Source organism: Moraxella cuniculi, from assembly GCF_900637105.1.
Classification (GTDB): domain Bacteria; phylum Pseudomonadota; class Gammaproteobacteria; order Pseudomonadales; family Moraxellaceae; genus Moraxella; species Moraxella cuniculi.
This window is the reverse complement of the sequence record NZ_LR134343.1, coordinates 602,093-628,603: the sequence shown is the minus strand read 5'-3', so window position 1 is coordinate 628,603 and position 26,511 is coordinate 602,093. Positions and strand designations below refer to the sequence as shown.

Genomic DNA, 26,511 nt, shown 5'->3' with positions numbered 1-26,511 from the left:
TTTTTGACTGGCAAAATTACTTGATGAAATTGATAAATCCTTGCAAAATCACCAAGTTCATAATATCAACAAAGAACGCACCCACCATCGGCACAATCAAAAATGCCTTGTACGATGGCATATAGCGGTCAGTGATTGCTTGCATATTGGCGATTGCTGTTGGTGTTGCACCCAGCCCAAAGCCACAATGACCCGCTGCCAAAATTGCCGCATCATAATCTTTGCCCATCACGCGGAAAGTAATAAAATACGCATAAGCAATCATCAGCAAGGTCTGAACAGCAAGAATAATCACGATCGGCCCTGCCAAATCAGCCAGCTCCCACAGTTTCAGCGACATCAATGCCATCGCCAAAAACAGCGACAACGCCGCATTGCCAAATACATCAATGGCACGATCAAACATATCAAAATTAAACACCGCGGTCAGAACATTACGAATCACCACACCACCAAACAATGCCCAGACAAAGGTTGGCAGCTCAAACCAAGTATCCTTGGCAACCCCAGTCATAAAGTCAGCAAATACCAAACACGCTGCAAATAATGCCAGCGTCTCAATCGCCGAAGTTGCAGTAATCAGACGCACATTGTCCGAACGCTCAAACATCGCTTCTTGCGTTGCAACTTCTGTGGTTTGGGTGGTTTGCGGAGTATTTTTGGCTGCGGTTGGCGTAATGCCCATCTTGTTAATCAAACGCTTGGCAACTGGACCGCCAATCAGACCGCCTGCCACCAAACCGTAGGTTGCACAAGCAATCCCTAGCGTGGTTGCACCGACAAGATTATACTTATCTTCAAATGTGCCACCCCAAGCACCTGCCGTGCCATGTCCACCAGTTAAACTGATAGAGCCTGCAACCAAGCCCATCAACGGATCAAGCCCCAGTGCTGATGCCATGCTGACACCAACTAGGTTCTGCAAGAACATAAATGTCGTTACCACAAGCAAGAAAACCACCAGCGACACGCCACCTGCTTTTAGGCGAGCAAAATCTGCCGATAAGCCAATTGAGGCAAAAAACATCAGCATACAGGCAGTTTGTAATTCTTTTTGGATGGTAAAACTATAGCCAAAGAACGCATTGAGTGCAAAGACAACCGCCGCCGCAATCAAACCGCCAGCGACAGGCTCAGGAATATTAAAATCTTCCAAAAATTTAACTCGCTTCACCAAAAAGCGTCCAAGTAGCAACACAAGCGTTGCCAAAATCAGCGTATAATAGCCATTGAGAGTGATTTCCATGATGGTACTCCATGTGGATAAATGTGGTTGGCTTGCAATGTGCAAACCATCTGTAACAACCAACCGATACTGTCATCACCACAGAGCCAAACAAACCTTGTGCAAGATGATTCAATATGCAATATATGGCAAATGCGGTGATTGTTGTTGATTTGAAAATTTGTATTGATTATCTTAATCGTTGGGTGGCTCATTATAAAGCATAACGCAACAAGTACTAAATAACTTGTCAAAATTAGCATGGGTAATTGTTACAAAATATTTCATACATAATCAAAAGTTTGCTCATCTTATAAAGTCATATCATTTTTTAATCATCAGCATTTGGCAAAACAAACCAGCTCCAATGACGATAACATCATAGTTTTTTGTTAATCTCATAAGACCTTTTAACAAAAATAATCAATAAGGCACTGGAGATAAAAGACAACAAGGCTGCAAAAAAATATGTAATCATAACGCCACGCTCTGCTATCAAATACCCACCAATAAAACTTCCAACAATGCCAGACAGGGCTACCAATGTTTTTCTGCTTGTTCCGATCACTCGCCATTGTGAAGCCGCAGAATATTTTTGAAAACAATCTTGCCAAAATGGAATCGAAAAAGCGTGAATAAAATTTAGAATAAATACAGAGACTAAGAAGTACCAATAATTTGTAGAAAATGCCACAATAAAAAACAATAAAGCGTACAATGCACGCAGGTGTGGGGCTATATAAACAGGCAACTCTTTATTTTTTGATAATTTGGTCATGAGTAATGATCCCAAAATTACCGAAAGCATCATCACAAAAAAATAAAAAGAAACATAAACATCATCAACTTTATAAATACTTTTTAAAATATATATAAAAGTTCCATTATAAATAAATAAACTGATTGCAGATATGGCATGAGCCATGCTTAAATAAAATATATTTTTTGCAAATAAAATTTTATAGACTGCCTTTTTAATCTCATTATCTCTTGGTTTGGCATTGTCTATGGGAATACGATGTATAAAGATAGCAGATAGTATAAATAACACCCCGCTAATAACAAACACCGATTTGTACTCCAATAAGCTCAAGACAGTACCACCAAAAAAGAAACCTAATGCCGAGCCTATCCCTGAAAATATTTTTGTTTTTGCTATGATGGTTTGCCTGTTTGTGTTTTCTGTTATTTTTGAGATAAATGAAATCAAACTCTCTACATAGCCGCTTGAGCAAGTATCTAAAAATGTCGCTACAAAACTTATGATATAAAGCCAATAAATAATGTTTGAGCTGCTAAAAAAGTATGACAAACATAATAAAAAACTCAAGGAAAGATTGATTGCAACAATATGTTTTTTATCACTCTTAAATACATTAAAATTATTGACAAAAAACAAGAAAACAGGCTACCAATGGCGTAAGATTGTTACTTGCAGTGCTGTAGATATTGCACTGCCCGTGAGATAATAAACATATAATGGCAGTACAATTAAATATATGGAAGAAGCCAAACTTGATAGCAGCATTCCGCCACAAAGGTATCTGATATAATTCTTCAATTTCTATCCATAAATATTAAAAAATTATAAAATTAGCAAAAAGTGTTTTTGCTTGGTGCTTTTTGATGGTAACGCCAAAGCCATTGAGCCTGTCATCATCTTTTGACTGATTTTGTGTTATTTTAGCCGCCTGTTTGGTTTACTGAGGCTGGTGTTGTTTAAGTTTGTTTGCTTAATGATAATTTAATTATAATTTAGGTTTTTAGATTTGTTGGTAAAAACCAAAAAAAATCCCAAGCTGCAACTTGGGATTTTGTAATGACAGCACAAAACTTAACGCAAAAACGCTCGAGCATTGCGGAACAGACGCATCCACGCACCATCGCCTGTCCATGATTCTGGCTTCCACGAATGATTCACCGCACGCAAGGTACGCTCTGGGTGTGGCATCATCAAGGTTACACGCCCATCGTTGCTACAGATGCCCGTGATGCCCTGTGGTGAGCCGTTGGGATTTAATGGATAATGCTCGGTTGGGTTTGCCTGACTGTCCACATAACGCAGAGCAATCTGACCATGCTTAGCAAGCTGCTCGATGGACTTATTGTCCAAATCAGCATAACCCTCGCCATGGGCAACGGCAATCGGCAGAATGCTGTCTTGCATACCTTTTAAGAGTACAGATTTGGTGCGTTCAACTCGCACATTGACCGTGCGTGCCTCAAAGCGTGCTGACTTGTTGGCACGAAAGCGTGGGAAATGCTCTGCCCCTACCATCAAATCTTTTAGCTGGCTCATCATCTGGCAGCCATTACACACGCCCAAGGCAAAAGTTTCTTGGCGGTGGAAAAATTGTGCAAACTGCATTCGCAACTCATCATGGAACAGCACTGAGTTCGCCCAGCCAGAGCCTGCACCCAAGACATCACCGTAACTAAAGCCACCGCACGCCACCAAACCCTCAAAATCTCGCAACTTAATGCGTCCGCTCATCAAATCGCTCATATGCACATCAATCGCCTCAAAGCCTGCACGCACAAAGCCTGCCGCCATTTCCAGATGACCATTGACCCCTTGCTCACGCAAGATGGCGACTTTTGGCTGGCTGGTGCGACTATTGACATAAGGTGCCTCAACCGCCAAATCCAAATCATAATTGGCATCAGCAATCAGACCATGATGATTGACATCGCTAATTAGGGCAAATTCTTGATCGGCACAAGCAGGATTATCACGCAAGCTGGCAATGGCATGGCTGACTTTCGTCCATTCTTGTTGCAAACTGCTGCGATCAAACGACCAAGATTGGCTTGGTGTGCGAATGTTCAGCGTATCAATCGCACCGCCGCCTGCTGGGGTTTGTTTGGCTTGACCAACAAGGCTTAATAGCCCATCAACACCATGCTGTGTCGCAAGTGCGACAAATGCTTGGGCATCTTCGGGCAATACCTGCACCACCGCACCCAACTCTTCGGCAAACAACTGACCAAGCACATTATCGTCATCTAAGGTCAAATCCACCGCCATGCGACTGGCAAACTGCATCTCGGCAACTGTCGCCACAAGTCCGCCATCGCCAATGTCATGATATGCTTTGATAAGCCCTGCCTGTGCTGCCGCTTGGACAAACCCAAAAAACTTCGCCAACAACTCTGGACTATCCAAATCTGGACAATCATCGCCCAACTGGCTTAAAGTCTGAGCAAGGATTGACCCACCCAAGCGGTATTTGCCCGCTGATAAATCCAAGCGATACAACGCCGAATCTTGATTGACAAGTGCAGGTGTCAGCGTAGTAGCGACATCTTGTACTGGAGCAAAGGCGGTGATAATCAGACTCATCGGCGAGCTGACCGATTTGTCCCCTGTTTCGTCTTGCCAAACTGCCTTCATCGACAAGCTGTCCTTGCCTACAGGAATGGTGATGCCCAGTGCAGGACATAGCTCTTCGCCGACAGCGTGTACCGCATCAAACAAAGCAATGTCCTCCGCCTGATCGCCACAGGCTGCCATCCAGTTGGCAGATAGGGTAATATCGCTGATTTTGGCAATGCGTGCTGAGGCGATATTTGTTACCGCCTCCCCAACCGCCAAGCGTGCCGATGCTGCTGGGCTGATTAATGCCACAGGCGAACGCTCGCCCATTGCCATTGCCTCACCTGTGGTGGCGTTGATGGCGGTGCTGGTAACGGCACAGTCCGCCACTGGCACTTGATAGCGACCAACATATTGATCTTGAGTTACCATGCCAGTGATGGAACGATCGCCAATGCTGATTAAGAAAGATTTGCTGGCAACAGTTGGGTGTCTTAGTACTTGTTTGATACTGCTGGCAACATCAACCATGCTGGTGTCCAAAGGTTGTAGCTGCTTGCTTTGACGCACGGCACTGCGTTTCATCTTTGGCGTACCGCCAAGCAGCACCTGCATTGGCATATCTACAGGTTGCTCAGGCAACAAACTGTCATCAACCACCAGCTGACGCACTGCGGTTGCAACGCCCAAGATGGCGTATGGACAACGCTCTCTTTGGCAGATTTCGTCAAATAACTTTTCGTTTTCAGGGCGAATCGCCAGCACATAGCGTTCCTGTGCTTCGTTTGACCAGATTGCCATCGGCGACATACCAGCCTCAAGCGATGGGACTTTGCGTAGGTTCAAATGTGCCCCCAACTCATGGTCGTCCACAAGCTCTGGCATGGCATTAGAAAGACCACCTGCACCGACATCATGGATTGAGATGATTGGGTTGTTGTCCACGCCATCTTTTGCCATTGCCCAGCAGGTATCAATCACCTCTTGGCAACGGCGTTCCATTTCGGCATTGTCTCGCTGTACCGAGGCAAAATCCAGCCCCTCGTCCAGCTCACCACTATCAACCGAGCTTGCTGCTCCACCGCCCAAGCCAATCTGCATCGCAGGACCGCCAAGTACGATGAGCAAATCACCTTCGGCAATGCTGTTTTTTTGTACCAAATTGCGTTTAATGTTGCCATAACCCCCTGCAATCATGATTGGCTTGTGATAGCCACGCATTTGGCTGCCGTCTTTATCCGCTGAAGTATCCAGCTGAAAAGTGCGGAAATAACCTCCCAAATTAGGGCGACCAAATTCATTGGCAAATGCCGCCCCGCCCAGCGGGCCATCAATCATGATATCCAATGCCGATGCCATGCGTGCAGGCTTGCCATAATCAGCAGCTGATACTTTGCCTGAGGTTTCCCAGCTTTCGGGCATGGTAGGCAGGTGCAAATGCGATACGCTAAAGCCCGTCAAGCCAGCCTTTGGCTTACCGCCACGACCTGTCGCCCCTTCATCACGAATCTCACCGCCAGCACCCGTTGCCGCCCCTGCAAATGGAGCAATTGCTGTTGGGTGGTTGTGCGTTTCTACTTTCATCAGAATGTCAATTTGTTCATTATGAAAGCCATATTCTGCCTCGCCTTGGGCATTTTTGGTGGGGTAGAAACGCTGTGCAACAAAACCCTCCATCACCGCTGCATTGTCCTTATAGGCGGACAAAATTCCTTCAGCGTGCTTTTCGTGGGTATTGCGAATCATCTTAAACAGTGATTTTGGCTGTACTTTGCCATCGATTGTCCATTCAGCATTAAAAATCTTATGACGGCAATGCTCAGAATTGGCTTGGGCAAACATCATCAGCTCAACATCGGTCGGATTGCGTCCCAAGTTGGTGAAATTTTCCACCAGATAATCAATATCTTCTGTGCTTAATGCAAATCCATACTCAATATTGGCAGCAATTAACGCCTCTTTGCCACGCCCAAGAATATCCACCACATTTAAATGTGCAGGCTCGCCATCAATGAACAGTGCCGCCACTTGTGCCAAATCATAGACCAAGCTTTGGGTCATGCGGTCGTGCAAAATAGCCTCGGCAACAGCTGGCAGACGCTTTGGCAAATTCTGCCCTGTCAGCGTATACACAATCACTCGCTCAATGCGTCCAATCTGCACGCCACAGTTCTTAAAAATATCAGTCGCCTTGGACGACCATGGGCTAATCGTGCCAAAGCGTGGTGCAACCACCACCTGCACTTGCTCATCGCTGGCTTGGGTTAGCGTTAGCACACGACCTTGATTAAGCAAATCAATCGCTTTTTTGCGGTTGGCTTCTGACAATTCATCATCAAAAACATAAACCTGCTGACTGCTCAAACCGCTGACCTCCAGCCCTGCTTTTGTGCGTAGCTGATTGGCTAATTTTTGTGCTTGAAAGTCGGTCAAAAAACCCAAACCTGCGATGGTATTCATCATGTGTTTTGCCCTTGCTAAAGACGCCAAAAATGGCAATTGCATTAAAATAAATGATTGCCATTATAGCAGATAACGGCGTTGTAAGCCAATTTTTCCTCTGCCCAACCAAGACAGCTGCCAACAGCACGCCCAAAAACAAAAACAGCAACCAAACCCATGCCAAACAAAGATGAGCCAATACCATCAAACAAGGCAGGCAGTGGCATTTGCCAAAGCAAACAAAACCATCTTGGCTTGTTTGGCAAATTTACCAAGGGCTTGATGATGATTTGTCCAGCTGCCTGTTGGTGTTGATAATTTGGCACAAAATCAACCTACCAACCGCTCAAGCCTTGCAATCACCGCTGATGGCTTGATTTTTTTGCCAAGTTAATTAAAATAATAACTTCTCCTACAATCATGACTTAGTGTGCGTATATGGATCATCAGACACACCATCAGCCAAACTCACAAACCAGCCAACAAATCATCCGCCAAGCGATGCAGATCAGCTTATCTAAATTCATCGCTTTGTCGATGCCGATGGTGGATTTGGTGATGCTGTCTTGGTGGGCAGCTGACACGGCACTGGCAGATTATGCTCTGATTACCCAGCTGGTGCAGGTGTTTGTGGTGCTGTCGCTGGCGTTGTCAATCGGGGTGCCGATTTATTTTAATCAGCACAGTGATGGCGTTCTTGCCACTCGTCAAGCCATTGGCTATGCTTGCTTGATTGGTATCGCTCTGCTGGCTTTGTCATGGCTTTATTTTGTGGGGCTTGATGCCGTTCATGCCTTTAGCCCACAGCAGACGCTGGTTTATGTTTTGCTGATTGGTGGCGTGCTAAGCCTGCCCTGCTATATCGTGCTAAATCACATCTTGGACGCACTTGGCAAATCTCGGCAAGTGATTTATTTGACGGCAATCATGACCGTGCTAAATATCGCCCTAAACTACCAGCTGTTGTTCAACAGTTCATTGTCGGCACAGGCTGCCATCGCGACCGCCACAACAGCGGTGCGAATCATTGGGCTGCTGGTTCTTATGGCGTGGATTGGGCAACAGCTTGGCACACACGCCCTGCGTGCCACATTGCACCCACCAGCAATCAAAAAAAACTACTCGGCTTCGGTCAGAGTGAGCTGCTGACAGGGCTTGTCTTTACGCTTGGCTTTGCCTTATTGTCGTTTTATCTGAATGCCCGTTTTGATGAAAAATTGGTCGGTGAGTTTGGCATTTTTTTAAACATGATTAACTTAAGCTTTGTGGTCTATGTCGGCTTTGCTTCGGCATTGGTGATTTATTTATCCAAACTGCCCAATCAGCCAATCAAGCTGCACCGCACCACAAATCGCCAAATCGACTGGCTCATTATCCGATTTGTTGCAGGCAGTCTGCTTGCTGGGGCGGTGCTATCGCCCCTCTTGTGCTGGCTGTATTTTGGGCAATTTGATACCAAGCAGCTGCTCATTGTGCTGGCCGCTTTGCTGGTTGCTGCGATAGATGGCTTGGCGATTGCCACCATCGCCAAGCTGCGTGTGGCAGGCGATACCAAAAAACCGCCGCTATTTCGCCTCTTGCTGGTTGCTGTTGGACTGCCGCTGGGCGGTTGGTTATTGAGCATGGCTGGACTGTTCGGCGTTGGCATTGCCTTTATCATCGCCAATGCTTGCAGCGTCATCGCCCTGAAAGTTTATCAAAAACGACTGCTGCTTTGATATTTAAAAAAATTAAAAACTTTTCTAATTTTTAGAAAATTAACAGGCATTAGGATAAACCCAGCTGGGTGCGTTTGGTATATTTGACAAAAGTGGTAGCAACTGCCATCTGCCGAAAATAATAATTTAGAAAAATTTAACCTTTGGCTGGCTTAATTTGTGCCATTTGGCTATATTTTGGCAACGCCATTTAATTAAGCAATCAACAGAGCGTCAAATTTTCTGCTAATCCATCTTTGACAAATCAAGTTTTGGGTCAATGCTATGCACAAGCAGCGTGCCGATTGCCACCAAGATGGTTGTGATAATGCCCAGTTTTAGCACAGGATTGGCATCAAACAACCCAATCAACAAGCCACCAAAAATCCCCACCGAAAACTGCAACGCACCCTGCAATGCACTCGCCATGCCTGCACGCTGCTTTTGGAATGCCAACGCAATCGCCCCTGCGTTAGGCTGTGTAAAGCCAAGCCCTGCAATGCACACAAAAATACTACCAAATACCAAATAAAAACTGGCAGTTGCCCCAAAAGTGAGCCCAAGCAACAACAAACAACTTGCCGCCACCAGCTGAATCATCGCCCCAAAGCGAAGCAGCTGCACCAGACGAAATCGCTTGGTCAAAAACTGATTCACCTGCGTTAATGCAATAAAGCCAAAGGCATTTAGCCCAAATGCGATGGCAAACTGCTGCTCGTCTAGGGCATAATTGACCATAAACAGCTCGCTTGAGATGGACAAATAAATAAAAAACGCCCCCTGCAACAACCCTGCTGCCACCGCTGGCAACATAAAACTGCGATCTTTCATTAGGCTAATGTATTGCCCAAGCGTCTGCGTCATCGGTGTGCTGTTGCGGTATTGTGGTTGCAGCGTTTCTTTTAAGAAGCATTTGGTCAAAAGGATATTTAAAGCACCAAACGCCGCCAAAAACCAAAATATCTCATGCCACCCTGCCACACGCAAAATCAACGCCCCCAAACTCGGTGCCAATATCGGTGCAATGCCCATCACCAACACCATCAAGCTAAATGCTCTGGCAGACTGTACAGGCGAGAGCGTATCACGAATCGCTGCCCGTGTTACCACTGCAGTAACGCACGCTCCCAGTGCCTGTGCTGTGCGTGCCACAAACAGCACATACTCACTGCTTGTCGTGGCACAAATCACAGAGGCAATGATAAAAATCACCATGCCAATATACATCGGCAGCACTCGCCCAATGCGGTCGGACAAAGGCCCATAAAACAGCTGACCTACCACCAAACCAATAAAATACGCTGGCACAGATTTGGCAATGCTTGCCACACTCACCCCAAAATCCTCTGCCATACTCGGAAAAGCTGGCAGGTACATATCAATGGACAAAGGCCCAATGGCAATCATCACGCCCAGCATCATCACCCATAACACAGGAAAAGATTGCTGGCGGTTATCTGTAGTCGCTGTCATTATCGTATCATTATCATCAAAATTACAATCGCTTGGCACTGCCATCGAAGTTGTGTAGGTTATTAATGCCGTTCATTATAGCACATTAATCCGCCCAAACTAAGTGTCTGACTGTCAGGTCAAAATTGCCTGCAAGCCTAGCCACTTGGTAAATTTCCTGTATATGTAGCCTGCCTGCCCCGTACACAGTTGCGATTTATCAAAGGCGATTTCACTACTGGCAAAAATTTGGGCATAATGATAAATCATATTTGGCATTTGGCATTTGGCATTTGGCATTTGGCATTTGGCATTTGGCATTTGGCATTTGGCATTTGGCAAAGGCGATTTTATGCCATTGATACGATTTGTGATACGATTTGGCTTGATACCAAACCAAAAAGTCATTACAATGGATTGAGATTCTTTAAATTGTGGCATAAAAATCAGCAAAATCTACCACACAAGGCTTACAAGGTCAGAAAGATACTCTGCTGTTTATTATCAGCCTTGTCAATACAGCTTGCAGGATTTGCCATTGGCAGAAAATCATTTGCACAGATAAAGTAAACAATACTACAAATTTAATTAAGATAAATTTACCAAAAACTTGCCGAAAAATTACAGCCTCAAGATTGATGATGGCGTTATGGTGAAATGATTTTTAATTATAAATAAACCTTATACTTACTCATGATAGATATTTTAAGCTTAAAATAATACAGCATTTGTGATTTTAAGGTGATTTTTGTATGTATTGCAAACGATGATAAAATTAAGCGTGCAAAATCACAAAATTATGCCATCAACAGCATAAAGCCAATGCTGGTGAATTTGTGGCAAGGGCAAGCAGATGGGGTTTGGACTTTTATCAGCAAAAACAAAAATGCCTTGCCCACAATCTTATCGCAAATGATGAATTTTGCCACACAAACAAACACAAAACCACAGCCAAGGACGATTGCACATGGACAAGCCAAACCAGCAAGCTGCCACACCTGTAAATTTGCCACCTTTGGCACAGCTCATCGCCCAGTACGGATTGCTCGATGATGCCACTTTGGCACAGGCGGTCAGTGATGCTGCTGTTGCCAACATACCGCTGATTAGCCACTTGGTGTCATCGCAACTGCTCACCGCTCATGAGCTTGCCAAGCTCCAAAGCCAGCACCTAAAGCTGCCCATCTACGAGCTGACCGATGCTCAGCTTGAGCTTGTTGATGGCATTGGTGATGACAAGTTATTTGTACAGCACCACGCCCTGCCCCTGTCTTGTGAGGCAAATACGCTCAGGCTTGCTGTCAGCGATGCCACTGACCAACGCACGCTCCACGCCATTCGCTTCCACACGCGGCTCATGGTGCAGCCTGTGCTGGTCGAGGAGGATAAGCTGGCTGCCTTGCTTGGCACGCATTATCTGGGCATGGAAATTGCCCTGCCTGATGATGAGCCAGACGATACGCCCCTACCGACCAACGACACGCCAACGGTGCGATTCGTCCAAAAGCTCCTTACCGATGCCATTCGTCTGCGAGCTTCTGACATTCATTTTGAGCCTTATGAATCCAGCTATCGCATTCGCTTTCGTATCGATGGCGTGATGCAGGTGGTGCAAAATCCGCCAAAATCACTCGCCCCAAAAATCGCCTCCTACCTAAAAGTGCTGGCACAATTGGACATTGCCGAACGGCGTCGCTCACAGGACGGTCGGCTAAAATTCCCCAGCCCTGATGGTTCGGCGGTGAATTTTCGTATCAGCACACTGCCCACGCTCTATGGTGAAAAAATCGTACTGCGACTTTTGGATATGAACCATGCCCTTATTAACCTTGACAAACTGGGCATGAGCGATGTGCAGATGGCACAGTTTCGCCACGCCATCACCAAGCCACAAGGGCTGATTTTAATCACAGGGCCAACAGGCTCTGGCAAGACGGTCTCGCTGTACACCGCTCTTAATCTACTCAACAGCCCCGAGATTAATATTCTAAGCTGCGAAGACCCTGTTGAGATTTATCTGTCAGGCATTAATCAGGTCAATATCAATCCCAAAATTCAGCTTGATTTTGCCGATGTGTTGCGGGCTTTTTTACGCCAAGACCCTGATGTCATCATGGTTGGTGAGATTCGCGATGGCGAAACTGCCAAAATCGCCACAGCCGCCGCCCAGACAGGGCATTTGGTGCTATCAACACTGCACACCAACTCCGCTGCCGCTGCCATCACACGGCTATCGAGCATGGGCGTGCCGTCCTTTCATCTAGCTGGCAGTCTAAGCCTGATTATCGCCCAGCGACTTGCCAGACGCCTATGCGATGCGTGCAAACAAGCGGTGCAAATACCTCAATCGGTGCTGGCACAAGCAGGCTTTCAGCCAGAGGAAATCGCCCAAGCCAAACTGCTATACGAGCCTGCTGGCTGCCACAAATGCAAAGATGGTCATCTGGGTCGTGTGGGGATTTTTGAATTCTTGCCCATCAGCCCTGCCATCGCCTCATTGATTTTGACAAATGCCAACGAAGAGCGTATAGAGGCTGCCAATTTTTGCCAAAATCACAGTCTAAAGCGTGCAGGCATTGCAAAAGTACTAAATGGTGAAATTAGCTTATCTGAAATGCACCGTGTGCTTGGACAAACTTGACACCAAATATATCAGCAAAAAACCTATTGTGGATAACTGGAAAAAATACTGTGAAAAATTCACATAAAATGTTTATAAATCAACAAGATAAAAACAATCAGCCTAACAAAAATTACCCTGTGGAAAACTCACAATCCACCTTTGTATACACCGCTATCACCCCACAGGGCAACAAAATCCATGGTAAGATTCGTGCCAAAAATAGCCTGCTGGCACACAGTCAGCTAAAAAAACAAGGTCTTGGCAATATCCGTCTGCACGCCCAGTCCACGCCACGCTACAGGCGAGCCATCGCAACCAAGCACATACTCATCACGCTAAACACATTGGCAACCTTGTTGGACGCTGGCATTGTCCTATCAACCGCACTTGCCATCAGTGCCGAAACCTGCACAGACGCTCGCCTTGCCGCCAAATTAACCCAAATAAAAACCGATATCGAAGCAGGAGACAGCTTTGCCAAAGCCATCGCACAGCACCCAGAGTTTGGCAAGCTCACCCTAGCCTTGATTGACGCTGGCGAACAATCAGGCTCGCTGGATATTATGCTACACCGTGCCGCCAACTATGCCCAAAAACAGCACCAATTGCGAACGCAGCTGCTCCAAGCCACTCGCTATCCGCTGGCAATCATCATTACCGCCTTATTGGTCGGTGGTATCTTGTTATTAAAGGTCGTGCCGAATTTTGCTGCCAATTTTGCCGCCACAGGCGATACTCTGCCAACACTTACCCTGATGGTGCTTGGTCTGTCCCAGTGGCTTGGTCGCTATTTTTGGTGGTTAATCGGCACTGGGGTTGCCATGATGACTTTGGGATATTGGCTATACCAGCATAAGCCTAGCTTTCGGCAAAGGATTGCCGCCCTTAGCTTACGCTTGCCCATCATTGGCAAACTTATTATCGCAGCGAATAATGCCAAATTTACCCAGACGCTTGCCACCACCTTAAGCTCTGGCGTGCCATTGACCCAAAGTATCATGCTGGCTGGCAAATCATGCGACAATCCACTTTTTGTGCAAGCAGCCGAACAAATCGCCAAAAGTGTCCAAGCAGGCACACCGCTTAGCACAGCGATGACAACGGGCAAGCTATTTTCACCGATTGGCATACAGATGATTAAGGTTGGCGAAGAGTCAGGACGGCTTGAGATTATGCTTGATACCGTGGCAGAGTTTTACCTAAAACAAATCAGCACCACCACCCAAGCCATCATCAGCATGATAGAGCCTGCCATCATCATCGTGATGGGCGTGGTGATTGGTATCTTGGTGCTGGCGATGTATTTGCCGATATTTAGCATGAATATCGGTATCTGATATAGACGAGGAAAATCCATGATTGACACCACGCCTACATGGGTCTGGCTACTGACAGCGTGTGTCGGTGCAGTTGCTGGCAGTTTCATTGGTATGGTTGCCCACAGGCTGCCCATGCTGATGATGCGACAGTGGCGTGCCGATGTGGCAGAATTTTTAAGCCAAATGCCACTTGATGGCACGCTTATCACACCCATCAGCACCGCCCTGACTACAGACAATCCGCCCCCAACTGCCATACATTGTCCCCACTGTCGGGCATCGCTTGCCATCTATGATGCTATCCCCATCATCAGCTACCTATGGCTACAGGGCAAGTGTCGCCAGTGTCGCCATGCCATCTCGCCACAGTATCTGGCAATTGAGAGCATTAGCATTGTCCTGACACTCATGGTGGTTGCCGTGCTGGGCGTTGGTATCCATGCGGTGCTGGCACTGATATTTGTCTGGATAGGCATTGCCCTGTCTGCTATTGATTATCAGACCAAGCTGCTGCCTGACCGCCTCGTGCTGCCACTTGGCATGATAGGTCTTGTTGCCAACAGCATGGGTCTGTTTGCCAGTGCAAGCCATGCTATTTTTGGAGCGGTGGCGGGTTTTGTGCTATTATGGCTCATCAACGCCCTGTATCGGCTCATCACCAACCAAGACGGCATGGGGCTTGGCGATGCCAAATTGCTCGCCGCCATCGGTGCATGGCTGGGGGTGTGGCAGCTGCCGATGGTGCTACTGATTGCCAGCACGCTCGGTGTGATGGTTGGACTGCACAAGCGATGGCGACTGGGGCAGAATGCAGCTTTTGCCTTCGGGCCTTGCCTTGTTGTTGCTGCGATTGTCTCGCTGCTGTTTGGCGAGCGACTTTTGGCATGGTTGTTTTCTTATTAAATAAATGATAATCATTTCCATCGGTGAAAATTGAAAATTGAAAATTGAAAATTGAAAATTGAAAATTGAAAATTGAAAATTGAAAATTGAAAATTGAAAATTGAAAATTGAAAATTGAAAATTGAAAATTGAAAATTGAAAATTGAAAATTGAAAATTGAAAATTGAAATTGAAAATTGAAAATTGAAAATTGAAAATTGAAAATTGAAAATTGAAAATTGAAAATTGAAAATTGAAAATTGAAAATTGAAAATTGAAAATTGAAAATTGAAAATTGAAAATTGAAAATTGAAAATTGAAAATTGAAAATTGAAAATTGAAAATTGAAAATTGAAAATTGAAAATTGAAAATTGAAAATTGAAAATTGAAAATTGAAAATTGAAAATTGAAAATTGAAAATTGCAATTAATAAAGCGAGCTTAGCGATGTTTGTATTGGGTTTGACAGGTGGTATCGGCAGTGGCAAGACGGCGGCGAGTGATTTTTTGGCGACGCTTGGGGCGGCGGTGATAGATGCCGATGTCATCGCCCATCGCCTAACTGGGGCTGGCAGTCCGCTGCTTGGCGTGCTGCAACAGGTGTTTGGGGCATGGGTGCTGGACGCACAGGGGCGGTATAATCGTGCCGCCATGCGTGCTTATGTCTTTGACAAACCAGCCGAGCTTGACAGGCTAAACGCCATCATGCACCCTGCCATCATGCACGCCATCAGCGATGAGTTGGCGGTGGCGGTGGGCGAATATGCCGTACTGTCGGTGCCGCTATTGTTCGAGGGACGGCACAAATCCCCAAGCCTGCTTGAGCTGTGCCATCATGTGCTGGTGATTGATGTTGCCGTCAGCACCCAGCTGGCTCGTGCCACACGCCGTGATGGCAATGACACCGCCCAAATCATGAATATCATCAATCGGCAAATCAGCCGTCCAGACAGGCTTGCCCTCGCCCATGCCATCGGTGCTGATGTTGTCAATAATGATGGCGATGTGCCAAGCCTTCACCAACAGCTTGCCAAACTGCATGACAAATACCAACAGCTTGCCCTCAAGGCACAAACAAGCACCACCAAAACCATCTAGCAAACACAAAATCTCGCCCATGCCAGCTTAAGCGTCTGTAAATGGATTTTAAAGTAGCATGATGGTTTTGGCTAAGTATAATTTATAATTTGCACGGCTGTGGGATACGCCACCAAAGTTGTCTTGGGCGTTGCCTGCCAGCAAATGGCTGCTTTTTTATGCCTGATAATGGCTGGTTTATTTGATAATTATTGACAAAATCTGTACAATAAATGCCACAATCATACCCTAAGGACGGAAAAATGAAAAATTAACACTTGCCCTATTAACCAGTACTACCATCATGCTGACAAACCCAGCACTGGCACAGACCCCCAGCAATGAATCCATCGCTCGCCTGTTGCAAGTTACCAACTTCGCCAAAGAGACTCAAGCCAGTTTTAGAACCAGTATGGTGGAAAGTTTCACAACGACAACAATAGAACAAGCCAAACAACAAAATCCAAATTTAACTGCGGGGCAAATCATAAAGATTGACGAAATTGCTCGCCCATTCGCCAATCAAATCGCCGATGAGCTGTGGGCTGACCCTGCATTTCTTAACATCATGCTTGGTGATATAAACGCTCTATATCAACAAGTCTTCAATCAACAAGAAGTTGATGCAATGATTGCGTTTTATGACTCGCCCATCGGTCAGAGTATCAATCGCAAACAAACCCAAGTCGTCCAAGATTTTTATACCAATATCCTGCCAAGAGTGGATAACTATAAAGCAGCATACGCAAAAAATAATCGTAAAAAGTTTCTCCAATTTGAAAAACAGCTACTTGAAATCCTAAGCGAATAAATCGCCAAGCTGCCACATATAAACAAAAAACACCGCAATACTAGCGGTGTTGTTGTATTTAGTAAGGATTAGAATAACGATCGATACATGGGGTATTTTTACCAGTCATTGCAGCTTCACAGCCATATTCTTGACGACCATTGGCATCAAGTAGGCGTACACGGTTTTTTTCAAATTTTAGATACTGACTATAACCATCGATGGTATAGCCAATCGTAGGCTTAAACTTGCCTTTGTATAGCGTGCGTTTGGCATCGCAACCAAGCGATGAGCAGCTCCACCATTTTAGCACCGCTTGCCCATTTTTATTGATGCTAAGCGAATAATTTTCATTGTATGCTGGCACACCACCAAAATTAAAATACTTCGTACCCACAAACGGTACGCCATTATTTGCCGATGCCGACAGCGACATCACCCCCCCAATAGGGCGGTAAGCAGTTGTTTTTTCATTATGAACTCCTGATGATTTGGTTAAATTATCACAAAATTAGCTACAGTATTTTTTGGCATAGGCATTAAATGATCTGCCATACAAAATTATATCGTCAATCTTATATTTGCCATTTTCTAATTTGACGACATAAGCAACCGAATGGGAAGTGCGATACCGTGAACTATAAACAGACGCCACCACCCACCCTCTTGAATTCATGCCCACAGATACTTTGGCAGTAAAATCTGGATCGCTGCTGCCATAAAATGGATCGCCACCACTACCCCAATAAAAATAACAAGGCACGATGTCAAAATCAGGATCGGTCTCGTCAAGCCCAAGATTATAATTTAAATTTGCCGTGCCGTATCTGCGTAATGTTGCCAGCCAATCTTGCACTTTTCTTACATTGTCATAAGCCTGCTTAACCACAGCGATTTTTTGGGCATTGTTTGCTTGGGCATTGGTGGTGGCAAATGCCAAGATGGCAGACAGGGCAAGGAGTGATTTTTTCATAATTAACCTTGTGTAATGTGGCTTGTACGCCGTATAAAACTTGACTTTTGGCTCATCTTTTGATGAAATGATACCACCAAGTATAGCAACAAGCACCGCCTGATAACAGCAACCATCAGGGGGATTTATTACACTTTTTGTATGGTTTTTAGTTTGTCATGGACGATTATCCAGCCCACAGTCTACATCGGCACATCTATCAGCTAAGAAAAAGTCGCCAGCTCACCCAAGAGCAGATGGCGGACAGACTGGCACTGTCGGTCAATGGCTATGCCAAGATAGAGCATGGCAAAACTCGCCTAAGTGTCGAGCGGCTGGGGCAGTTGGCACGGATTTTTGAGGTCAGCATCCATGAGTTATTAAACCCACACCAAGATTACCCCCCCCTGAAATCTGCCAGCTACAGGCGACCATACGCCATCAAGAGCAGCTGATTGCCAAGCTCAATGAACAAATCCACGACCTACGACTGCTCAATGAGCTGATGCACGAGGCACTACAGCACGCCAAGCAATCGCACAGCACCACGCCACAATGACAGGCATCAGCTGGCAGATCGCTTAAGCAGCCTGCCCAAATCGTCCATCAGGGCATAAAATACAGGAATCACCACAAGGCTCAATAAAGTAGAGGTAATCAGACCGCCCAGCACCGCCACCGCCATCGGACGGCTAAAGGTAGAATCCACGCCACCCAAGCCAATAATCAGCGGCAGCATACCTGCCCCCATGGCGATGGTGGTCATGATAATCGGCTGAGCCCGCTTGCGACACGCATCAATCAATGCCGCAAAGCGTGGCAGACCCTGCTTGTCTTGGGCAGTGATGGCATAATCAACCAACAAAATCGAGTTCTTGGTAGCGATACCCATCAGCAGAATAAAGCCAATCATCGCAGGCATGGACATACTGCTGCCTGTCAATAGCAAGCCGATAAATGCACCACCGATTGACAATGGCAATGCCACCAAAATGGTCAAAGGCTGCAATACACGATGAAACAACAACATCAGCACCGCAAAAATACAAAACACCCCAACCGACATCGCCAGCACAAAGCCTGTGAACAGCTCTGCCATATTTTCCGCTTGTCCTTCGTCTGTAGCACGGATACCCTGTGGCAGATTGGCAAGTGTTGGTGTTGCCTTGACCGCCTGAACCAACGCCCCCAGCTCGCCTTGTTTGGGCAGGACGGTGATTTTTATTGCACGCTCACGATTGAGACGGCTGATACTGGCATTGGTCATGCCAAAGCGAATCTGTGCGACATCTTTTAGTTGCACAGGCAAGGGCTGAGTGCTGGGCAGATATAGATTTTGCAAGTGATTTAGGCTTTGTTTGTCAGTATCGCCAAGCCGTGTTACGATGGGGATTTGGCGTGTGTCAAGGTTTAGTTTGGGCAGAGCTTGGTCATAATCGCCCAAAGTGGCAATGCGTAGCGTATCGGACAGATCTTTGGTAGTTACCCCTTTATCCGCCATCGCCAGCGTATCTGGCAGGATACCAAGCTCAGGCTTGGGCAATGGGCGGTCATTCATCACACCTGCCACCATCGGCAGTGTGCGAATCTGTGCCATGATCTGCTGCACCGTCTTATCCAGCAACGCCTTGTCCGTCCCCATCACCGAGAATACATAACCTGCTTCACCACCACCTGTTGAGATGCCCACAGCAAATCTGGCAGATGGTACCTTACCAAGTGCTTGGGTGATTTGGCTTTCGATGGCTGCCTTGCTGATACGCTGATTGCGATCAACAAGCCGCACCTGTAGACTGGCGACATTCACCGAGCCACTGCGTCTGCTGCTGGGATCGCCTGAGTTCTGTCCTGCACCGATGGTAATCAGCACGCTCTGCACCCCTGATATGGCTTGGACTTTTTGTTGTGCCATTGTGGCGATTCGTAGCGTGTCATCAATCGTGGCATCAGGGCTAAGCTCAATGCTGACCCGAGTCTGATTCATCTCATCGGCAGGGATAAATGCCGTTGGCAACAGTTTGGCAAGAGACAATGAAATAACAAACAGCCCTGCCGCCATGCCGATTGTCAAGGCACGATGGTTCAGCGTCCATTTGACGATATTTAGATACATAACCATCAGCCTGCCATCGGCTTGCTTGGTGTGTTTGGCAGGCTTGAGCAAATATGCCGCCATCATCGGTGTCAATAAGCGTGCCACCATCAGCGAAATAAAAATCGCAATCACTGCCGTCCAGCCAAATTGACTAAAAAACTGCCCAACCACACCACTCATGAATGCTGTCGGCAAAAACACCGCAATCAGCGTAAAGGTAGTTGCCATTACCGCAAGCCCAATCTCATCTGCCGCTTGGATTGCTGCTTGCATGGGGGTTTTGCCCATCGCCAAATGCCGTACAATATTCTCAATCTCAACGATGGCATCATCGACCAGCACGCCGATTACCAAAGTCAAGGCAAGCAGCGAAATCATATTCAGGCTAAAGCCGAACCAATACATCACAAAAAATGTTGGAATGATGGACAAAGGCAAAGCGGTCGCCGCCACCAAAGTCGCTCGCCAATCACGCAAAAACACAAACACCACCAGTACCGCCAAAATGCAGCCCTCGATGAGCATACGCATGGTTGTCTGATAGTTTTCTTTGATGGGAGCGGCATAATCAACGATTTTTTCGATCTGTAACCCTGCCGTCTGTGCTTGTAGTTTTTTGATGGCTTCATCAACCGCTGCCACCACCTCCACCTCACCTGCCCCCTTTGAGCGTGTGATACTAAACGCCACCACCTGCTTATCATCTAGCTGTGCCAGCGAGCTGATATCTGCATGGGTATCGCTGATGGTAGCAAGATTGTCTAGGCGTATCGCTGTGCCTTGTGGCGTGGTGATTTGCATGGCTTTTAGCTCATCGATCCGCCCGCCTGCACCGATAATATTGATGGTTTGTTTTTGATTGCCGATACTTGCCTCACCACCTGCGGTATCCTGCCATCTGGCAAAAATCTGCTGCGACAACTGCCCGATTGGCATGGTGAGAGCTGATAACATATCCAGCTTTGGCTGCACCAAAATCTGTCTTTCGACACCGCCAATTCGCTCAATCTTGCCCACGCCTGCAATATTTGATAACTGCTTGGTCAGCTTATCATCAACGAACCATGACAGCTGTGCCTGACTCATGCCTGAGGCTGCAACCGAATAAGTCGCCACGGGCATTCCTGCCGTTGAGACTTTGGAGATAATCGGTGTATCAGCCGCCGCTGGCAACTGTGCCTGCACTTCACCAACCGCCGAACGCACATCGTCCAATGCCTCATCGTTGGGCTTTTCTAGTTCAAATTCGCTAAAAATCGTAACCACGCCCGTTTGTAGCGTCGTGCGGATATTTTTGATACCCTCAATATTTGCCAATCTGTTCTCAACCTTGATGGCAATCTCGCTTTCAAGCTGCTCTACAGAAGCCCCAGTTAGCGTGATGGTCGTTACCACGCCCGGCAAATCAATGTCAGGGAATTGCTGAACTTTCATTTGCAAAAAGCCAAACACGCCAAGCAAACTAAACAGCACAAAAAACAATATCGCTGCCAGTGGATTTTTGATTGAATACGCCGAAATGTTCATCGCAGCCTCTTGTTATTTGCCTTCACTGGTTGGCTGATTGTCAATACTGACCAGAGTTACCAAGTCATTTTCGCCCAAAAAACTCACCCCTTCTGCCACCACCAACGCATCTTGTGGCACATCGGCGATAATCTTGTCCTCTTGATAGCTGATGATGCTAATATTGTGGCGTTTGGTGCGGTATTGACCTGCTGTTTGGGTCGGCTCAAGCAGCCACAGATAATCATAGCCATCAGAACTCATCAAGGCACTTTTTGGCACGGCAGGCAAAGTTTTTTCGGCAAATATCAGCTCACCTGCTTGATACATACCTGCACTGGCACCGCTGTCTTTTGGCAAATCCACCCAAACTGCCACCTCGCGACTGTCATTTGCCACAGGGCTGATACGCACCACCTTACCTGTGATGGTGCGATCTGCTATCTCAAGCCTTGCCAGCTGCCCAATGCGTACTCTGTTTGCCTCAATTGGCGAAAGTGCCGCCCGCCATTGCAACTGCCCCTTTTCAATGATGCTAAATAAAGACGCACCAGTTGCCAGCATACCAATTTGGGCATTTTTGGCACTGATAATACCAGCCACAGGAGCGACAACTTGGCTGCGTGCCTGATTGGTGCGAGCAGTGGCAAGCCGTGCATTGGCGGCACGGACATTGGCATCGCTTTGGCTGACTGCCGCACGATAGGCATCGACCTCTTGGCGACTCACCGCATCAATCGCCAACAGTGGCTCGGTGCGTGCCAAATCCGCCTGTGCCTTTTTTTGGGCAGCGACAGCAGCAGCAAGCTCCGCCTCACCAGCTGCCACCTGCTCGCTTAAGGTGCGTGTATCAAGCACCGCCAGCACCTGCCCCTGACGCACCCAATCACCAACCTCTACCAGCACCTGCTCGATGGCAACCCCTGACAGCTGTCCGCCAACTTCGGCAGTCTTGGCAGCTGCTATCAGTCCATTTGCCGACAGCGTGTCTTGGACACTGACCGTCTGTGGTCGCACGGCACGCACCGCCATGACCGATGGCTGTGTTTCTGCCGCCTGTGGCGATGGCTTGTCATCAGATTGCATGAGTGGCTTTAACAAAAATACGCCAATCACAATACCCAGCACAAACAGCACCAAGCCCTTGGCGTGGTTTCGCATCTGCGTGGCGGTCTTATAGTCTGGTGATGAATCTGTCATAAGCGATACCAAATTTATCCATGATTTTATTTGCCAGTGTAGCAGTCTGCCAGTAAAATTGCACGCACGCTTGGCAACCAAACGCCCTTAGCCCGACTGGTCGCAAAAGTGCCGATGACCTAGACATTGACATAGTTTTGTGCCTGTGGCAACCAAGTATTCATGATGGCGGTGGCTGTTGCCATCATCTCTGCTGTGCCGATAAGCTGTGCGGCGATTTTGCCCGCTGCCTCAAGCAAGACCTCATCACGCACAATATCCGCCAAATAATAGCCCATATCACCCGTTTGTCGCTTGCCAAGCAGCTCACCTGCACCCCTTAACTGTAGGTCTTTTTGGGCAATGACAAACCCATCACTGCTGTCTCTTAGGACATTGAGCCGCTCAATGCCTGTTGGCGATAGCGGTGCTTGATAAAGCAGCACACAAAAACTTTTTGCCTCGCCTCGCCCCACGCGTCCACGCAACTGATGCAGCTGCGACAAGCCGAGTCTTTCGGCATTTTCTATCACCATCAAAGAGGCATTTGGCACATCAACCCCCACCTCAATCACTGTGGTTGCGACCAGCAAATCAATCTTGCCCGCCTTAAACTCTGCCATCACCGCCTGCTTGTCCACCGCTTTCATCTTGCCATGCACCAGACCGATACGAATATCCAACCGCTCCACCAAATCCTCATAAGTCAGCTGTGCCGACTGTGCGTCCAGTGCGGTTGATTCTTCGACTAATGGACAGACCCAGTACGCCTGCTTGCCAGCCTTGCAATTGTCAAAAATACGAGCAATCACCTCATCACGCCGCTCACGGTTGATGGTAACGGTAGTAATCGGCGTGCGGTTTGGTGGCAACTCATCGATCACAGACACATCCATATCGCCATACATACTCATCGCCAATGTGCGAGGAATCGGAGTGGCGGTCATCGTCAGCTGGTGCGGCGTGCTGCCCATCAACGATTTGTCCGTCAATCGCAATCGCTGCTCAACACCGAAGCGATGCTGCTCGTCAATGATGACCAAGCCCAATTTGGCAAAAACCACATTGTCCGAAAATAGTGCGTGCGTCCCCACCACGATTTGCACCTGATTGTCAGCGATTGCTTGCAGTGCCATCGTGCGTTCTTTGGCAGTTTGCTTGCCAGCCAGCCAGCCAACATTGATACCAAGCGGAGCAAACCACTTCTGAAAATTCGCCAAATGCTGCTCTGCCAAAATCTCGGTCGGTGCCATCACTGCCACTTGCCAGCCGCTGTCTAGGGCGTGGCACGCCACCATCGCCGCCACCAAAGTCTTGCCAGCACCAACATCACCCTGAATCAACCGAAGCATTGGCTGTGAGCTTGTCATATCAACAACCGCCTGATGAATCACTCGCTGCTGGGCTTGGGTTAGGCTAAAGGGCAGACTGTCCGCCAGTTTTTTTGCCAACGCACTGTTTGCTTGACACTTGGGGGCTTTTTGGCGATAGACATTATTACGGCGAAACAAAAAACTTAGCTGATGTGCCACCAATTCCTCAACAATCAAGCGGCGACACGCAGGGTGTGAGCGGTCTTTTAATTGGCTTAATAACTCAGTCTGGGCAAAAATATCTGCATGGCGGTCAGGCAGGTGCAACTGCTTTAAGGCGGACAAAAAATCACCCGATAGCCGCAGTCCCGCTGCCGACAACATCGCATCAGGCACGCTATAAATCCTATCATTTGCTACCGCCTGTAGTGCCAACCGCACCAGCTGGCGAAGTTTGTTTTGGTGCAATCCTTTGACCGTTGGATAAATCGGCAATAGCCCCGTTTGTGTCTGTTGTGTGCCTGTCAGATGATACTCTGGGTGCGACATCTGCACGCCATAGCGACTGACCTTAATCTCACCAAAAGCGGTAATTTTCGCCCCAACCGTCATCACGCCAAGCAAGCTGGCATAAGCCTTAAAAAACCGCAAAACCAACAATCCTGACTCATCTTCTAGCGTAACCGATAGCCCTGTGCGATTTTTTTCTACCCAAGTTACCGTGCCTGACACCATCACACTCATGCCATGACTGACCATGCCAATCGGCACGATACGGCTGCGATCTTCATAATCTCTAGGCAGGTGCATTAACAAATCAAAAATCCGAACCACCCCAAGCTGTGCCAAGCGATTTGCCAATGCCTGACCCACACCAGCCAAAGCGGTTACAGGCAGATGAATACTCATAGCAGGGTTGGTCATGGCAAGCCGTCCAAAAAAGCGTTTGTGATACTAATAAGAGCTGATAAGAATTGTAAAATAAATCCCCCAAAAAAGCAAAACTGCTTGACACCCCCCCCCTGTTTAACTTTTACAATAAATCATGCACTGATAGCACACAAGGAATGTTAGATGATGTACACACCCAACCATCAAGACAGCTACAAGGTTTTGGAATTGCAATTATCCAGTGCTGATAAATCGCACTTGGAGCATCTTGTTGCCACCATTCACCAAGAATGTCCCAGCCAAATACAGAGTCGCTATTTGTCTCGTATTGGCACGCTTTCCATGCAGCTAAAATCCACGCACCTTGCACAAATATTTTATGGCAATCCAACCAAGCCCATTCATATTACCAACCTGCCACATTTTGACAATATTGAGCAAACCAAAATTTTATTATTGCTAATTGGCGAAACCATAGGCAGGTGTATAAGGTTTCAAGGCAGATTTTGCTCACTATCTTAACTCTGTTGGTTCTTGATACGCAGAACAACAACCCAATCATGGAATTAAATTAACGAGATATAAATCTGTCCACCCTAAGCTCTTTATTGGTTTATCGCTTTGCGAATTTATTTTTGGGTGAATTTATCCAAAAAATCATACCGCTGCTGATTTATATCCAAACAGACAGCCTGACATGGCTTGGGATTTCGTTTGCTAGTATTTGGCTGCCACGCGTGATTTGCCAACCTTTTTTTGGGGTGATTATTGATAAATTTGACATCAAATCCATCTTTATCAGCACCGACTTTGTCCGAGCGATGATCATACTGCCACTATTTTGGCTGGACAATCCTTATATGCTGTCTGTCATCGGAGCGGTGTTTGGCTTGCTGGCCGGGTTGTCTTATATGGGCATCGAATACGCCATCACGCACGCTTTGGATATAAATAGAACGCCCAGCACCCAAGCCAAGATCCAAAATGCCGAGCAGTTGGCGATGATCTTAGCTCCCATTGCGGCAGGATTTGTGGCAGGCGGTGGGCAGTTGTTGGCTTTTTCGCTGGTTATTATCGGCTATATCATCATGCCACTTTGGTTTATCAAATCACTAAAAGCACACGACAAACCCATCGGCAGTTTTTTGCTCGCACGACTAAAAAGCGGCTTTGGTGAAGTGCTGTTTGGCAAGCAGCTGCTTAGCTTGGCACTGGTTACTGCACTCATTAACCTTGCTGAGGGCGTGCTGTTTGCCATCTTGCCTGCCATCATCATGGGACAGTTTAACCAAAGCAGTCAGATGGTAGGTTTTGTCATCGCCCTAGGCAGTGCTATCAGCATTGTGGTTTTGTCGATTTTGTCCTTATCGCCCAAGATTAAACCTACACTTTGTTATTATTTGGGGCTTGGGCTTATTGGCACAGGGGTGCTGCTATTTGGTCAGCCACAGAGCCTGTGGCTGTGCGTGGCAGGCTATGGGCTATTGATTGTTGGACGGGTGATTTTCGTGGTATATATGCGAATTCACCGTGCTGCATTGATTAAGCCTGAGAATTTTAGCACCACCATGGGCGTGTTTTTGTCATTGATTTTATTGCCCATGCCCTTATCAGGGGGTATTGTGGCGTGGCTTGATGAGCCAAACAGTATCACCGTTATCAGCTATCTGCTTGCTGCGATATTTTTTGGTATTGTCGTTTTATCCGCCATGAAAAAAGGAGCAAATCATGCCGACAGCCATCATCGTTGAG

21 protein-coding genes are annotated in these 26,511 nt (G+C 47.0%); 10 read left to right on the top strand and 11 right to left on the bottom strand.

Annotated features, from left to right (window positions below; genetic code table 11):
- Positions 1-16: 16 nt before the first annotated feature.
- The 4 genes from gltS to EL162_RS02915 all read right to left on the bottom strand — a co-directional run bounded on the left by gltS (position 17) and on the right by EL162_RS02915 (position 7,309).
- Entirely contained in the window at positions 17-1,246 is a 1,230-nt protein-coding gene (gene gltS, locus EL162_RS02930) for a sodium/glutamate symporter (protein WP_126329991.1), read from the bottom strand.
- A gap of 358 nt (positions 1,247-1,604) precedes the next feature.
- Positions 1,605-2,624: an MFS transporter gene (locus tag EL162_RS02925; RefSeq protein ID WP_126329989.1), complete on the bottom strand. Its 1,020-nt coding sequence runs from the start codon at positions 2,622-2,624 to the stop codon at positions 1,605-1,607.
- 435 nt (positions 2,625-3,059) lie between these two features.
- Positions 3,060-7,004 (bottom strand): phosphoribosylformylglycinamidine synthase, encoded by a 3,945-nt coding sequence (purL, locus tag EL162_RS02920; RefSeq protein WP_126329987.1) that lies wholly within the window; start codon positions 7,002-7,004, stop codon positions 3,060-3,062.
- A 41-nt stretch (positions 7,005-7,045) separates the two neighbouring features.
- Complete coding sequence (locus EL162_RS02915) at positions 7,046-7,309, bottom strand: hypothetical protein (RefSeq protein WP_126329985.1); 264 nt, start codon at positions 7,307-7,309, stop codon at positions 7,046-7,048.
- A 112-nt stretch (positions 7,310-7,421) separates the two neighbouring features.
- Between EL162_RS02915 and EL162_RS02910 the strand changes: the two genes are divergently transcribed.
- On the top strand, positions 7,422-8,132 hold the full coding sequence (locus EL162_RS02910) for an MATE family efflux transporter (RefSeq protein WP_126329983.1): 711 nt from the start codon (positions 7,422-7,424) through the stop codon (positions 8,130-8,132).
- The gene (locus tag EL162_RS02905; protein ID WP_126329981.1) at positions 8,033-8,701 is read left to right on the top strand and encodes a hypothetical protein; all 669 of its coding nucleotides are present in this window, start codon (positions 8,033-8,035) and stop codon (positions 8,699-8,701) included. The genes EL162_RS02910 and EL162_RS02905 overlap by 100 nt, the downstream gene beginning before the upstream one ends.
- 225 nt (positions 8,702-8,926) lie before the next feature.
- Here EL162_RS02905 and EL162_RS02900 read toward each other — a convergent pair whose 3' ends face one another.
- Together EL162_RS02900 and EL162_RS02895 are read right to left on the bottom strand one after the other, a co-directional pair.
- Positions 8,927-10,153 (bottom strand): multidrug effflux MFS transporter, encoded by a 1,227-nt coding sequence (locus tag EL162_RS02900; RefSeq protein ID WP_227543427.1) that lies wholly within the window; start codon positions 10,151-10,153, stop codon positions 8,927-8,929.
- Between the two features lie 114 nt (positions 10,154-10,267).
- Positions 10,268-10,573, bottom strand: coding sequence for a hypothetical protein (locus EL162_RS02895; protein WP_126329979.1), 306 nt, complete (start codon positions 10,571-10,573; stop codon positions 10,268-10,270).
- Positions 10,574-11,099: 526 nt separating this feature from the next.
- Between EL162_RS02895 and EL162_RS02890 the strand changes: the two genes are divergently transcribed.
- The 5 genes from EL162_RS02890 to EL162_RS02870 all read left to right on the top strand — a co-directional run bounded on the left by EL162_RS02890 (position 11,100) and on the right by EL162_RS02870 (position 16,844).
- Complete coding sequence (locus EL162_RS02890) at positions 11,100-12,773, top strand: GspE/PulE family protein (protein WP_126329977.1); 1,674 nt, start codon at positions 11,100-11,102, stop codon at positions 12,771-12,773.
- A gap of 50 nt (positions 12,774-12,823) precedes the next feature.
- On the top strand, positions 12,824-14,092 hold the full coding sequence (locus EL162_RS02885) for a type II secretion system F family protein (protein WP_126329975.1): 1,269 nt from the start codon (positions 12,824-12,826) through the stop codon (positions 14,090-14,092).
- Between the two features lie 18 nt (positions 14,093-14,110).
- A complete protein-coding gene (locus tag EL162_RS02880; protein WP_126329973.1) occupies positions 14,111-14,977 on the top strand; it encodes a prepilin peptidase in 867 nt (288 codons plus the stop codon).
- A gap of 426 nt (positions 14,978-15,403) precedes the next feature.
- Positions 15,404-16,054 (top strand): dephospho-CoA kinase, encoded by a 651-nt coding sequence (coaE, locus tag EL162_RS02875; RefSeq protein WP_126329970.1) that lies wholly within the window; start codon positions 15,404-15,406, stop codon positions 16,052-16,054.
- Positions 16,055-16,337: 283 nt separating this feature from the next.
- Positions 16,338-16,844 (top strand): DUF2059 domain-containing protein, encoded by a 507-nt coding sequence (locus EL162_RS02870; RefSeq protein WP_126329968.1) that lies wholly within the window; start codon positions 16,338-16,340, stop codon positions 16,842-16,844.
- A 58-nt stretch (positions 16,845-16,902) separates the two neighbouring features.
- On the opposite strand, the gene EL162_RS02865 is transcribed toward EL162_RS02870, so the two are convergent.
- Together EL162_RS02865 and EL162_RS02860 are read right to left on the bottom strand one after the other, a co-directional pair.
- Positions 16,903-17,259, bottom strand: coding sequence for a hypothetical protein (locus EL162_RS02865; RefSeq protein WP_126329966.1), 357 nt, complete (start codon positions 17,257-17,259; stop codon positions 16,903-16,905).
- Positions 17,260-17,334: 75 nt separating this feature from the next.
- Positions 17,335-17,796, bottom strand: a complete 462-nt coding sequence (locus EL162_RS02860; protein WP_126329964.1) for a hypothetical protein — start codon at positions 17,794-17,796, stop codon at positions 17,335-17,337.
- Positions 17,797-17,954: 158 nt separating this feature from the next.
- On the opposite strand from EL162_RS02860, the gene EL162_RS02855 reads away from it, so the two are divergent.
- Positions 17,955-18,230, top strand: a complete 276-nt coding sequence (locus tag EL162_RS02855) for a helix-turn-helix domain-containing protein (RefSeq protein ID WP_126329962.1) — start codon at positions 17,955-17,957, stop codon at positions 18,228-18,230.
- 110 nt (positions 18,231-18,340) lie between these two features.
- On the opposite strand, the gene EL162_RS02850 is transcribed toward EL162_RS02855, so the two are convergent.
- The 3 genes from EL162_RS02850 to recG all read right to left on the bottom strand — a co-directional run bounded on the left by EL162_RS02850 (position 18,341) and on the right by recG (position 24,792).
- On the bottom strand, positions 18,341-21,397 hold the full coding sequence (locus EL162_RS02850; protein WP_126329960.1) for an efflux RND transporter permease subunit: 3,057 nt from the start codon (positions 21,395-21,397) through the stop codon (positions 18,341-18,343).
- Positions 21,398-21,409: 12 nt separating this feature from the next.
- Positions 21,410-22,576, bottom strand: a complete 1,167-nt coding sequence (locus tag EL162_RS02845; RefSeq protein WP_126329958.1) for an efflux RND transporter periplasmic adaptor subunit — start codon at positions 22,574-22,576, stop codon at positions 21,410-21,412.
- Between the two features lie 119 nt (positions 22,577-22,695).
- Positions 22,696-24,792, bottom strand: a complete 2,097-nt coding sequence (gene recG, locus EL162_RS02840) for an ATP-dependent DNA helicase RecG (RefSeq protein WP_126329956.1) — start codon at positions 24,790-24,792, stop codon at positions 22,696-22,698.
- Between the two features lie 150 nt (positions 24,793-24,942).
- Between recG and EL162_RS02835 the strand changes: the two genes are divergently transcribed.
- Positions 24,943-25,281 carry a hypothetical protein gene (locus tag EL162_RS02835; RefSeq protein WP_076554574.1) on the top strand — a complete coding sequence of 113 codons (339 nt, stop codon included), beginning with the start codon at positions 24,943-24,945 and terminating at the stop codon, positions 25,279-25,281.
- A gap of 113 nt (positions 25,282-25,394) precedes the next feature.
- A complete protein-coding gene (locus tag EL162_RS02830) occupies positions 25,395-26,510 on the top strand; it encodes an MFS transporter (protein ID WP_170161400.1) in 1,116 nt (371 codons plus the stop codon).
- Position 26,511: the final 1 nt, after the last annotated feature.